Below are 12,162 nucleotides of genomic sequence, written 5' to 3'. Positions count from 1 at the left end.
ACTTCACTTTACAGGTTAACAAAAGAGTCATTGGGCATTGGGCATTGGGCATTGGACATTGGACATTGAGTATTAGTCATTAATTCTGCTTCCCCTGCTTCCACAGCGATTGGATGTTTTTTTGATATCCCTTAGCAGCAATGGAAATAACAAAATTATTCCAGCGGAGGTTTTTTCAAGTGTAATTTTTAACCTGGTATTTTTCGAGCAACTCTTTAACTTGAGCAGCCACCAAAGGATGTGGATCTTTTTCTAACTGGGGTAGAATTTGCAGAAGAACGCGATGTGAAACCATATTCAAGTATGCGATCGCAGCTTCCCTAACAAAGCCAGTAGGATGACGCAAACTCACTAAAATCTCAGAACTTGTCAGTCCGATGCGAGTCACTTGAGCATAATGAAAACAGCAAGCTAGACACCAGTCAGAAAGGAAGTTACCCAACATCAGCAATCTGTGGAGGCGATCGCTAATTACCATATTCTCATATTCTACAATCTTGGCTTCTACAAGATATTGCAATTTTTCTGACTGCGGTCGGTTATCTAAAATATTCAGCAATAAAGACTTTGAAGACAAAGTTATGGTATGCTCTAGTATTTCTAACCCCCGCGCTAAGTTTACCACTGAGAGCGATCGCAGATTGAATGTTGCTGCCTGCATCTTTTCTGGCGAGTAAAGCAGTCTCAGTAGCAGTAGCAGCCGCTCTTTGACATCCAATTCCAATTCTAGAAGGGCGCGTTGCAGTAACTCAGAGACAATCACAATCCTCTCACTGGATTGATGATTTTCTTTTTGGTCTAGTGTTTGGAAGTCAATGTATGCGGCGTAAATCTCACCTAAAAACTTTAATTCCTGCTTGATTAAATTTTCTACCCGACTTTCATAAAATCGATCCACTAAACCTGTAATTCCTGGTTGTTTATGTATTTTTAGTAAGCTGCGAAGAATATGATCCCTAGTAGTACCCCAAGATGTCTCCAAGTTTTCCCATAAAATCTCCAATGCTTCTTGGGTGCCGACTTGAGCAATGGTGCGCCAAGCGTACATCCGCACTACTTCCGGTTTGTAAGTATTGGTAGCCAACCGCAACAGCATTTCTAAAGCTTCATTCTCCAATCGCACTAGGGCTGACATTGCTGTACTGCGGGTTGATTTGTAATAAAGTGCTGCAATCAGTGCCGAATAGTACTCTTCTAAATGCGTTGCTGCAATCATTTCCAATACAGCACAGCGCACTCGTAACGACTCATCTTGTAATAAATTTGGGATGTGAATCCGCAACGCCTGCAAATAAACTGCTTCTCTGAGCGCTCTAACTCCATTCACCCGTTCCCGTTCTTGCTTATGAGTCAACATCCGCCGCATAGTTTGCGTGGCTGCTACCTTTTGCATGGGCGTTCCTTGGCGTAAGACTAAAGCGGCGGCGGTGGCGCGGATGAGTGAGTTTTGCCGGGGGTTCAGGTATCCTTCTAGGAGGCTTAAATTGGGATTTGGTTCAGCCAGCCAAACGTAGCGCAGCGCTAAAGCAAAAACTTCGGGGTTAGTTTCTTGGGATTGTTCTAACAAAGGACGGATGGCGGCTAGATAAGCGGGATTTGCACCTGCCATCAGCATCACTTCCAAACTTTGGCGCTGCAAATCTGGGGTTAACTTGATTAGTAGAGGTGCTAAAACTTCCGCAGATCCTTGGGAGTCAATTTGGGCTAAAAGTTCAATACAAGAGCGTTTATCAGCCTCACTGCCTTTTTCTGCTAGAGCTTTGACTACCCCCTGCTTAAAGAATCGTAAACCCACATTGGTTGCACTCAAGTGACCCCGTGCCACACTCAAGACTAACAGTTCAACATAGCGCGATCGCAATTCCCAAACTACTGTTAAACAGGTGCCAGCTATCAGCATTGTTTCTGCTACCAACACCCACTTTTGCAGTGGTAGGGGTACAAACCGCCCACAAAACAATAGAGTTACAAAAATTAGCGCTCCTGTCAAACCTGTAGCGATCGCTTCGGCGGTTCCGCCAGATAAAGTCTGCATCCGGCTGCGAATTCCCTCTGGAATCGGTTGGTAGAGGATGGGGCCGCTACTCATGACAAAGGTGTAGCGCAGAAGTTCATCGCAGAATTTGACAATTATCAGACCCCAGAAAAAGCCTTGCGATTGTATGCCTGGAATTAAATGCAGCAATACCAGCACTCCTGGTAATGAAAAGCCGACGGTGATTGGTAAAAGCGTAGCAGTGAAAAATACTCCCATCCGTTCGATGAGTCGGCTGGAAACAAACCACTGCAACAACAACTCACACAGTCCCAACATCCCCCCAAAAAGACCCAAGAAACTGGCGAGTTCTCGGTCGCTCAAATTGGATTGGAGTTCGCGCAGATACTGAAAATCTATTAACAACCCAATGACTTGCAACAGACCCACAAAGGCAAACAACGAAAAGACATAGCGCTTAAGTGGACTTTTAATGAAACGCTGCCGTGAGGCTTGTTCTTCAGGAATTAGTCTTTGTGGGGTTTCAGGAAAAGCTGCTCGATAGTGATGAGTTAAATAGAATAGAATCCCCGATCCTAATAAAATCACTACACAGGCGATGAGGATGATCTTATTCAGCGTGGTGTATTGCACTAGCCAAGGCAAACTAAAGCCACTGATTACATCTGCTACCAAAAGACCACTACTCACCAGTGGGTAAGTCCGCTTAATCTCCCGAATGTTAAATAGTTGGTTGGCGACGATGGAGGTGTTGAGGTCATTGACCACATAAAGTGCATCTACCCACAGCCGCAGCAGAAATACCGAAATCACTGCCAGGTAGGAAAAATGCGATCCCCAACGTACTAAAATTAATAAAACTAATGGCATCAACATGCAAGGTGCGATCGCCACAATCACCTGACGTAAGGGAAAAATCTTTTGCAGCCAAGAGTATAAAAAAACCAGTCCTGCACTCATCGCGGCACTGGCAATATACATCCAGGGCAGTAGGTTAGTCCCATATTCATCCAAAAACAGCGCCACAGTACTGTCCTCTGCCCACCGCAATCCTACACATACAGTTGTGTAAAAAAGAAACATTATCTGAGTTCGTTCGCTCTCCTCTGGTCGGAGATTCACCCACTGTAGTAGTCGTGGTAAAGCAACTTTATTTGCAGCCAACCAGTGATTTTTCAGTTCCATGCAGTTTTATTTTCTGGTAGTATCACCGTGTAATGGGAGCGGGGGAGCAGGGGAAGCTGTTCTTAAGCAGGGAAAGAAAATACTTCCTTGTCCTCCTTGTCCTCTATCCCCTGGAAATAGCAAAAGTCCTGAGCAACTGAGTATTATGTTTCCCACTCAGCCTTCAGGACTATCGATTTTAGATAAATTTAAACGACCTTGGAGGTAAGGGGGCACAGATGTGCATGGGTGTCAACTTAAGATGAAAGCCTAGTCTGAATCAGAAGAGTGAAAATTTTTCGATGTACCACCTAGATTTTAGATCCCCCCTAACCCTCCTTAAAAAGCTACGGTATACACACAAGTCTAGAAATTCCACCTAACACTTGGTTTCGTCGCTAGAAATTGTAGCGATCGCACAAAGCTATAACCCTCTTCTGTCACTTTCCGAGTATTCTGAATAAAAGAATCAAAAGAGAAAACGCTAGAAGGCAAGTAGGGCAATGGATGTAGAATTACAAATTCTGAAACATTTGGCAAGAGATGCCCACCCAAAAGTTGCGATAGCGAACGCAGCAGCGCGTCCGCTCTGCGGAAGCGCTGCTGGAAGCGCAGATCGTAGATGGATATTGTGCAGAGTATAAAGACTTATTCAAAGAAGTAAGAAATTATGAGTGCTTCAAATATTTACACTTGGGAATAATTTCACCAATAAAAATAAAAAAGCCGTGAAGCATTATGTTTCACGGCTTTCAGTGTGGTGTGAGGAGTTTAACTAATTATCATCATAAAGTAACTGCCCAACAACAACGCACTTGTAACCATTTTGGTAACAGACTTTTTTTAGCGATGACACTCTCAGATATAAATCCGGTGAGTCAAAAATTCCCAATCGTTTGACCCGCTTTGAATGTGCAGGTTTGGTGGAAAGAAGTTAGTCTCAAGGATGAGTTCAAAATCTGACCGCTTCTAACTTTAATCCTTTAGCTAACTTTCAAGCAAAGCACCACCACAACTAGAACCACACCCACCAGTACAACCATAGCAATAAGCAGCAGTTTCTATCTCACTAATCAGGTCTAAACTACCAGCTTCTAACAGATTGCTAACTGTCAAGGTTTCACCATTGCAATTTTTCGCAGGCAAATTCATCATTTGGTTAAAGTCACAATCATATACATTGCCCAGATAGTCAATTGAAAGTTGATCACGACACATTAAATGTTCAACTGTGCTGGGATTAAAATGCGACTCTAAAAACTGCAAATAGCTGGTGTACAGTTTTCTCCGTTCTAAATGTATTTTGGTTCTACCAACTGGTAGGTTGGTAATGGTGAAGAGGTTGTTAAACACAATATTAAAATGTTCTTGTAAGAACATTTTGTAATCTCGTTCTAGGTTAGTCTGTTCGGGAGCTAAGGAAAATTTTTCATCGGTGGGTAACTGGGGATTAAATACCAAGTCCAAAGTTAAATTTGGCTCTTTACCATAGCCGAGTTGGTTAAGCCACTGCAAACCTTTGACTGAACTATCAAAAACACCAGCACCGCGCATTTTATCAACATTATCTGCTAGGTAGCAGGGTAGGGAAGCCACAATTCTTACCTGGTGTTGAGTAAAGTATTCTGGTAAATCAGCAAATCCATCTTCAAAATAAATGGTCAAATTAGACCGGACAATCACTTGTTTACCAGTTGCTCTTGCTGCTTCTACCAGTGGCTTAAATCCATAATTCATTTCTGGTGCGCCACCTGTCAAATCCACAATTTGAATTTCGGGGAATCTGTGAATTAGCGAAATCAATTGTTCACAAATTTCAGCAGAAAGTTCTTCTGTACGTTTTGGACTAGCTTCGACATGACAGTGTGTACAGGCAAGGTTACAACGCTTACCTAGATTAATTTGTAAAATAGTGATCCCCTTTTTTGTCAAAGGAAAATTGAGTTTATTTTTAAAGGTTGTGACTGCTGTATTTAGTAAAAGTTTTGGTTGAGTTTGCATTAGTTACTACTCCTTAAATATGACAAAAATATATTTAATTTTTCTAACCTTGCAATAATCTGTAGGTTATTCCACTAATAATTGCGGCAGTTGGGAAAGTTAAAATCCACGATAGTAGTATCTGAGAAAAAACACGCATATTGGATTTTTTGCCAATCAACCCCACGCCAAAAATAGAACCAACTGAAACATAAGTGGTGGAAACTGGAAGCCCAAACCGACTAGCTGCAATCACCAGAACTCCAGTTACTATATTTGCTGATAAGCCTTGAGTATGATTCATTGAGGTAATCTTTTCACTCATGGTTAGTGCAACTTTTTGGGAGTTGAGTAAACCGCCAAGTGCCATTGCGATCGCTATCGTGATCATTCCTCCCTGAATCGAGAAATACTCAATAATTAGAAGGAGTGAAACAATCTTAGGAGTATCATTTAATCCTCTAACAAAACTGACAATTGCAGCGCTGACAAAATGGCAAGTATCAATCATTTTCTGATTGACTGATAGATGAAATTTTGAATTTATATAGTTAGATAAGCTGTAAATTCCTGCTCCCAAGGGAATAGCAATGATTGGACTGAGTAATAGAGGCAAAATAAAGGAAGTTCCCAAAGCTGTAAAATTAACTTTGAGTCCGATCGCAACTAATCCAGCGCCAACAATAGCACCTGTTAAACTGTGAGTTGTGGAAATGGGAAACCCCATGAGGGTGGCTATGAGTACAGTTAAACCCGCTGCGATCGCTACTGCTAGATGAAACTCTGGAGCGTTAGCGATCGCATCAGGCACTAATCCTTTTGCAGAGAAGTTTTTAATTAGTGTACTTGCCAAAAAAGTCGCAGCTACTGCACCAGCCAAAGTTGTAAAAGTTGCCCATAAAATTGCTGTTTGATAGCTGCTAGTTCGGCTACCAAACAACGTTGCTACCCCTTTAAAGTTGTCATTTGCACCATTTGAATATGCTAAGAAAAGCGTAGCGATGAATAGACTAATTAACAACATTTTGGGGTTTATAAATAAGAAGTCAGAATCCCGAATCAGAATTCAATTAGTTAAATATTACAATCGTCCATTCATTCCCCAGTCGCACAGAATTATTCTGAATTCTGAACGATAGTTGCTCTACTTGGGGAGACCCCTTCTCTACGAGACGCTCCGCGTTTGCGGAGCGTTCCGAAGGAAAGGCGCTAGCCTCTCCCTCTGGGAGAAGACCGCACTACCTCCTCCTGACACCTGAATTCTTTCTTAAGAAATTAACAGCAACCACCACCGCTATAGTGCCAGGTTGAATTGCTAACAATTATTTCTGCTGGCTTGATAGCAGCAAGTTTAGCAGCGGTTTTATCACACACTGCTGCGGGAATACCTCGCTGAAGTAGATGACCTGCTGAATCGTCAAAGAAGGGTTCCAAGCCAGCATAAATTGCTGTTTTACCAGTGAAGATACAAGCACCATCTTCTGGAATAGCAACTTTAAAGGAGACAGAATCCAGGCTTTCTAAAAGTAGATGTTCTTCTAAATTATAAGTCTGGGAATCTAAAAGACGATAAGGACGACGGGCGCGAATTTCAACTTGACCAAAACCAGCATTTGTAATCCGTTCAGTATACTCTTGATATGTGAGTGCGCCTGATAAACACATGGCTCTCAGTCGTTCATCTTGTTGAAGATGTTCTGGAATTTGACGAGTAGCAATTGGATCGCTCATCTGCAAGCGTCCGCCTGGTTTTAATACTCGATATGCTTCTTTTAAAGCACGGGTTAAATCATCTGGCTCAAAGATGTTGAAAAGGCAATTTTGCGCCACGATATCGACGCTAGCATCAGCAACGCGCAAGTTAAAAGCATCGCCTTCGCGGATTTCTACAAAACTAGTGTCAAACCAGGAATTTTCTTGAGCAGCAATTTCCAGATTACGTGCGGCTGCTTCCCGCATGGCTGCAACTGGTTCAACGGCAATTACAGCACTTGCACGGCGAGAAAAATAAGCGAATTGCAACGCTTCTAAGCCGCCGCCAACACCGACATACAGCACAGTCGGTTGGTTTCCTAGTTCGGTGGGGTGAACGGTAGTGCCACAACCATAGTTCATTTCCTGCATTGGCAAAGGAATTTTCAATCCTGGTAATTGCAGGGGCGTACTTTGCACACAACAAAGTCCAACTTGCGGCGTTTGGGCAACTTCGCGGTAGAATTGCGCTGCTGTTTCTAGATAGGTCATGCCATTTTAGATTTTAGATTTTAGATGATCACAGCTTTGTGCATCCTAGTATAATTAAAACTCTGAGTTGAATGAGTTTTTGCTGATATTGCCAAAAACCCCAAATCTTCATAAAACAGAAAAATTTGGTGTTTTAGGGACTGACAAATAAAAAAATACTCAACTACTTCTTGTGGGGTGAGCGACACGAGGGCCCGTAGCCAAAGGCGCTCATGTTGCCCACCCCACAAGATTGGATAATTTATTTGTTGTCAGTCCCTTAGCCTTATTTGACACTGGAAGGGGGAGATGAGGGAGCAGGGAGCAGGGTCTTTCCCCAATGCCCAATGCCCAATGCCCAATGCCCCATCCCAAATTCAATCACGTAATGTGTAGCCAACACCACTTACAGTTTGAATGAGGCATTTTTCGTTATTGGCTTCAAGTTTCAGCCGCAGGTAGCGAATGTAAGCTTCGATGATGTTGGCATCACCCATGAAGTCGTAACCCCAGACTTCCTCTAAGATGCGATCGCAGGTAATTACCTGTCGCGGATGGGCTAGTAAATATTCTAGTAAATCAAATTCTTTAGCAGTTAACTCAATTAAACGCTGATCTCGGTACACTTGGCGCGTGCGACGATTTAAACTCAGGTCTTCAAATTCTAAAATATCTGCTTTGTCTGCTTGCTGGCTTCTTCGTAGGTGGGTGCGGACTCTGGCTAATAATTCATCAACGCTGAAGGGTTTAACGAGGTAATCATCAGCACCAGCATCTAAACCTACAATGCGATCGCTCGCTTCATCTTTGACGGTTAATAAGATTATCGGCACTTGATCACCAATACTTCGTAGGCGGCGGCAAATTTCCAACCCCGACAAACCTGGCAACATCCAGTCTAAAATTACTAAATCTAGATGTAACTCCCGCGCTGCGGTGAGTGCAGTTAATCCATCGTAGGCAATACTGACTTGATAGCCTTCATAATTCAATTCCAATTCGACAAATCGTGCCAGTTTGACTTCATCTTCAACCAGTAAGATGTGCGTCATGATGATGTTAATGATTTCAGCAGGGTATGGTAAGCAACAATACAGTCTGGAAACACTGTCTTCGAGGTGCCAGCTACTGAATAGCCAAACATCTAATTAGGTGTACGTTAGCTTAGTATAAACCTGAGTAAGTAACAACCGTAAGTCTGCAACTACCGATGGCTGCTTGATCAAAGAACGATCCAACTGGCTATTAGCAATAAGCTGTGACATCTTCACCGCATTCATCCGCAAGATAACAGAGCGCTTTAAAACGCAAACCAACCACTTCTTCGTATAGGGGATTTAATTTACACATCGGAGGAATGTGAAATAGCTTCCGACCAAACAGCGTGATATCTCGCTCAAAGGGACACTGAGCAGGAATAGCTTTGCACAGGAAATGAGCCAATTTGGAGTTATGAATTTCTATCGTTTGCAACCACTCGCGGACTGGGTGTAGTAGATCGTTGTGTAAGCAGACTTGAATAAAGCTTGTCATAATTGTTCACTTTGATAATTTCTAACTAGATTGAGTTTGTTATATTTGAACTTCTATGAATACATACAGTTAGGTTCTATAGTTTTATGCACTGATTGCTCTTTCTTTGGTTCTCTACAGAGATAGAACAAAGTTAAGGAAAGCGTGAGTTAATTTTTGCAAGTCGAAACAATAGCATTGTTAGTCGAAACAATGCTATTGCAGGAGGTTGCATTAGATAGCGTGGCGATGCAATTACTAAACCGCAGCTTTAGTGTTGTATGATCGTGTGAACTTCCTCTAGAGACAACACCAAGAAAGCATTACGCTGACATCAATTGTTGGATGCGCTGTGGCTCCTCTCCCAGCCAATCTGGATTTTGGGCAGTGCTGTCAAAAATTGATGAGGTTTTGAAAGGCTCAAACTCGCCGCGTGATGCCGCTTCTGCCGTTTTTGCTAAGAGCAATTGCACCTGCTCGTCGTTCATTGGCTGGAACGTCCGCGCTGCTTCAAAGGCTTGCTCTAGAATTTCCATGCTGTCAATTCCGGTAATCACAACTGATGTGGGCAGATTCAAAGCATAGTGTAAACACTCAATTGGCGTTACAGTCTTTGACCGTAAAAGAATACCGTTTGCCAAGCTTTTCATCCCCAGAACACCGATGTTTTGTTTAACCAGTTCTGGCACAACCAGCTTTGCAAAGCTCCGATAGTGGGCATCCATCACATTAAGCGGCATCTGCACTGTGTCAAATTTAAACCCGTGAGCGGCTGCAACTTCCAGCATGTGTAGATGAATATGGGGGTCTTTGTGCCCAGTGAAGCCGATGTATCGGAGTTTGCCAGCTTTTTGCGCCTCAACTAAGGCAGCATTCGCCCCTTCTTTGTCGAAAATTCGATGCGGGTCTTCGTACCGAATGATTTCGTGATACTGAACAAGATCGATGTAATCAACTTGCAGGCGTTGAAGTGATTCGTCTAGCTGTCTTGTTGCTTCTTTCTGAGAGCGACCGTCGATTTTCGTCATCAGAAATACTTTATCTCGGTAGCGATCGCGCAACGCTTTTCCCATGCGAATCTCGCTGAGTCCATCGTTGTAATCCCAACTGTTATCCATAAAGGTGATGCCGCGATCAATCGCTGTTCTCACAATTCGGATAGCTAGTTGCTCATCAACGTGCTTCAAGGCGATGTGCCAACCACCCAATCCAATGGCGGAAACTTTTTCTCCTGTACTGCCGAGAACTCGGTATAGCATTTCAGAATTTGACGTAGTTCCTGACATCTGTTCTCCTTATCTCTCAGCTATTACTTAAGTACATATAGCTGTGTGCCAATTCAAAGACAAGGGAAAGTTGACAATATCTTGCTGAAGATACACTTTTCAACCCGATTAGGAAAAGACTCAAGAAGCCAAAATAAAGATGCCAATTTCGGATCTTTGAGGTAAAGAATTGAGTTAATGGGTTAAAACGGCGGTTAGAAACCGCGTCTACACAAACAAAACTCACCTCCGTGGATTATAAAACATTCATTTGACCTTAGTCCGCGGAGGCAGACTTCATTTGTGTAGCCGCGACTTCCAGTCGCCCTGACTCTAAGTTGACTGTGCCCCTACAAAATATATGGTTCAAATAAATGAAAACTACTGTCAAACATCAACTATTTGCCAGTATAGAAAAAGGCAATTTCTTTTTCTTTTAACGGTGCGAAACCAGCATCTACAAGTAATTGGTCGAGTTCTGCTTGGGGAATGTGTTTTGCACCAATTCGCACAATGCGCGATCGCATAGTATTAGATACGCCACTGCGCTGTCTATTGCCTTCTAGCGCCATAACTTTACCATAAAGTTCTAGCTTGGCGGGCGGAATAGGAGAACCATCAAAATCGATTCCTTGTGCGATCGCTTCATCAATAGCATCAGCACCCGTGGTAGTTTGATTCCCTGAGTTAGTTTCGGTAGGCATGGTGATTTACTCTTCTTCGCTATGAGTAGATTTTACCAGCCTTGCTGACATGTCAGTTGAAACAATAGCATTGTTAGTCGAAACAAAGTTTTGGGAATCATTAAAACAACACAACGTTACACACATTTGGACTTTTGATGAATCCTCATAAGCTGTTACCTACTTTGCCTTCAATCACAACATCTGATGAGTGGTACACATACTACAAAGCCAACGCTGAGTTTCAATTAGAGATCCCTTGGAAGCGTGGTGCAGAAATTACAGAGGATGAACAGAATCTCATAGCAGATTCTTTAGCAGCTTGGCAGTTGGGTGAGACATCAGATGGATTGCACTTGCTGGCGGCTGCTAAAAACTATGCACAGCGCATCAAAGATCCCAGATATGTTGATGTAATTGAACTATTCATCAAGGAGGAACAACGTCACGGAGGGGACTTAGGACGGTTTCTTGACCTTGCCCAAATTCCTCGGTTGCAGCGGAACTGGGGTGACACGCTGTTTCGGAAAATACGCTATGCAATCCCAACGATGGAGATTTGGACAACTCCCGTCATTATGGTTGAGACTCTAGCACTGGTATATTATAAAGCAATTCAAAACGCAACAAAATCCCCAGTTCTCAAACAGTTGTGTCAACAAATATTGAGAGATGAAGTCAAGCATATTCGTTTTCAATACGAGCGTTTGGCAAATATACACAGAAACCGCCCTGCATGGTTACGGAAGCTCACTTATCTTATACAGCAATTTCTTTACTATGTACCAGTGATTCTGGTCTGGATTGGTCATCATCGCGCACTCAGAGCAGGAGGACATAGTTTCAAAAGTTACTGGCGGGATGCTTGGGTAAAAATGAATTTTGCCTGGGAGCGAATGAAACCAGAAAGATATCAATAAAATACCTCTAAGATGTTTTACTACGCAAAACCGTCCCTCTCCGACTCGGAGAGGGACAGACTTGAACTCTAGTTCAAGGCAGGGAGAGGTTCATCGAACTCACGTTAGACTAATCACGAGCTTGTCGCGTCACCAAACCACCAACAAACGCCCCTAAGATAGTGCCTGTCCATAGCCCAGTTGTGCTACCTTGCCATATTGCTCCAGGTGTCATCCAAGCGTTGCACATCTCCTTGAAACCCCAAGGTTGGTTTTGACACTTTTGGCTATGCAGCATTATGGTAATTTGCCCACTGGCATAAGCACCAAAAAAACCTGATGACAACGCCAAAAAAGTGCAAATTAAAATTCTATTTTTTGTCATTAGTCATTTGTCATTTGTCATTAGTCATTTGTCATTTTTCCCATGCCCCATGCCC

The 12,162-nt window shown here is 42.9% G+C and carries 10 protein-coding genes and 1 pseudogene; 2 read left to right on the top strand and 9 right to left on the bottom strand.

The window, feature by feature from the left end:
* Window positions 1–175 precede the first annotated feature (175 nt).
* Window positions 176–3,181 (bottom strand): MFS transporter, encoded by a 3,006-nt coding sequence (locus HWQ41_RS18275; protein WP_292765672.1) that lies wholly within the window; start codon window positions 3,179–3,181, stop codon window positions 176–178.
* 482 nt (window positions 3,182–3,663) lie between these two features.
* Between HWQ41_RS18275 and HWQ41_RS18270 the strand changes: the two are divergent.
* Window positions 3,664–3,883 (top strand): annotated as a pseudogene (locus HWQ41_RS18270) (hypothetical protein); the annotation flags it as partial.
* Between the two features lie 264 nt (window positions 3,884–4,147).
* On the opposite strand, the gene arsS reads toward HWQ41_RS18270, so the two are convergent.
* The 7 genes from arsS to HWQ41_RS18235 form a co-directional block, all read right to left on the bottom strand.
* Window positions 4,148–5,161: an arsenosugar biosynthesis radical SAM (seleno)protein ArsS gene (gene arsS, locus HWQ41_RS18265; protein WP_292765670.1), complete on the bottom strand. Its 1,014-nt coding sequence runs from the start codon at window positions 5,159–5,161 to the stop codon at window positions 4,148–4,150.
* A gap of 43 nt (window positions 5,162–5,204) precedes the next feature.
* Window positions 5,205–6,164 carry an inorganic phosphate transporter gene (locus HWQ41_RS18260; protein ID WP_292765668.1) on the bottom strand — a complete coding sequence of 320 codons (960 nt, stop codon included), beginning with the start codon at window positions 6,162–6,164 and terminating at the stop codon, window positions 5,205–5,207.
* Between the two features lie 251 nt (window positions 6,165–6,415).
* Complete coding sequence (gene arsM / locus HWQ41_RS18255; RefSeq protein WP_292765666.1) at window positions 6,416–7,384, bottom strand: arsenosugar biosynthesis arsenite methyltransferase ArsM; 969 nt, start codon at window positions 7,382–7,384, stop codon at window positions 6,416–6,418.
* 356 nt (window positions 7,385–7,740) lie between these two features.
* A complete protein-coding gene (locus HWQ41_RS18250; protein WP_292765664.1) occupies window positions 7,741–8,415 on the bottom strand; it encodes a response regulator transcription factor in 675 nt (224 codons plus the stop codon).
* Window positions 8,416–8,608: 193 nt separating this feature from the next.
* Window positions 8,609–8,896 carry a Mo-dependent nitrogenase C-terminal domain-containing protein gene (locus HWQ41_RS18245; RefSeq protein WP_292765661.1) on the bottom strand — a complete coding sequence of 96 codons (288 nt, stop codon included), beginning with the start codon at window positions 8,894–8,896 and terminating at the stop codon, window positions 8,609–8,611.
* Between the two features lie 302 nt (window positions 8,897–9,198).
* Window positions 9,199–10,161, bottom strand: coding sequence for an aldo/keto reductase (locus HWQ41_RS18240; RefSeq protein ID WP_292765659.1), 963 nt, complete (start codon window positions 10,159–10,161; stop codon window positions 9,199–9,201).
* Between the two features lie 377 nt (window positions 10,162–10,538).
* Window positions 10,539–10,844 (bottom strand): DUF4090 family protein, encoded by a 306-nt coding sequence (locus HWQ41_RS18235; RefSeq protein WP_292765656.1) that lies wholly within the window; start codon window positions 10,842–10,844, stop codon window positions 10,539–10,541.
* A gap of 137 nt (window positions 10,845–10,981) precedes the next feature.
* On the opposite strand from HWQ41_RS18235, the gene HWQ41_RS18230 reads away from it, so the two are divergent.
* A complete protein-coding gene (locus HWQ41_RS18230; RefSeq protein WP_292765653.1) occupies window positions 10,982–11,743 on the top strand; it encodes a ferritin-like domain-containing protein in 762 nt (253 codons plus the stop codon).
* 109 nt (window positions 11,744–11,852) lie between these two features.
* On the opposite strand, the gene HWQ41_RS18225 is transcribed toward HWQ41_RS18230, so the two are convergent.
* Window positions 11,853–12,107 (bottom strand): hypothetical protein, encoded by a 255-nt coding sequence (locus tag HWQ41_RS18225; RefSeq protein WP_292765650.1) that lies wholly within the window; start codon window positions 12,105–12,107, stop codon window positions 11,853–11,855.
* Window positions 12,108–12,162: the final 55 nt, after the last annotated feature.

Source organism: Nostoc sp. NOS(2021) (assembly GCF_017115025.1).
Lineage (GTDB): Bacteria > Cyanobacteriota > Cyanobacteriia > Cyanobacteriales > Nostocaceae > Nostoc.
This window is presented reverse-complemented; position numbering and strand designations above follow the sequence as displayed.

Excerpts from the sequence above, each read along its gene's own strand:
- HWQ41_RS18275 (WP_292765672.1), bottom strand. The coding sequence starts at position 3,181 with ATGGAACTGAAAAATCACTGGTTGGCTGCAAATAAAGTTGCTTTACCA.
- arsS (WP_292765670.1), bottom strand. The coding sequence starts at position 5,161 with ATGCAAACTCAACCAAAACTTTTACTAAATACAGCAGTCACAACCTTT.
- HWQ41_RS18260 (WP_292765668.1), bottom strand. The coding sequence starts at position 6,164 with ATGTTGTTAATTAGTCTATTCATCGCTACGCTTTTCTTAGCATATTCA.
- arsM (WP_292765666.1), bottom strand. The coding sequence starts at position 7,384 with ATGACCTATCTAGAAACAGCAGCGCAATTCTACCGCGAAGTTGCCCAA.
- HWQ41_RS18250 (WP_292765664.1), bottom strand. The coding sequence starts at position 8,415 with ATGACGCACATCTTACTGGTTGAAGATGAAGTCAAACTGGCACGATTT.
- HWQ41_RS18245 (WP_292765661.1), bottom strand. The coding sequence starts at position 8,896 with ATGACAAGCTTTATTCAAGTCTGCTTACACAACGATCTACTACACCCA.
- HWQ41_RS18240 (WP_292765659.1), bottom strand. The coding sequence starts at position 10,161 with ATGTCAGGAACTACGTCAAATTCTGAAATGCTATACCGAGTTCTCGGC.
- HWQ41_RS18235 (WP_292765656.1), bottom strand. The coding sequence starts at position 10,844 with ATGCCTACCGAAACTAACTCAGGGAATCAAACTACCACGGGTGCTGAT.
- HWQ41_RS18230 (WP_292765653.1), top strand. The coding sequence starts at position 10,982 with ATGAATCCTCATAAGCTGTTACCTACTTTGCCTTCAATCACAACATCT.
- HWQ41_RS18225 (WP_292765650.1), bottom strand. The coding sequence starts at position 12,107 with ATGACAAAAAATAGAATTTTAATTTGCACTTTTTTGGCGTTGTCATCA.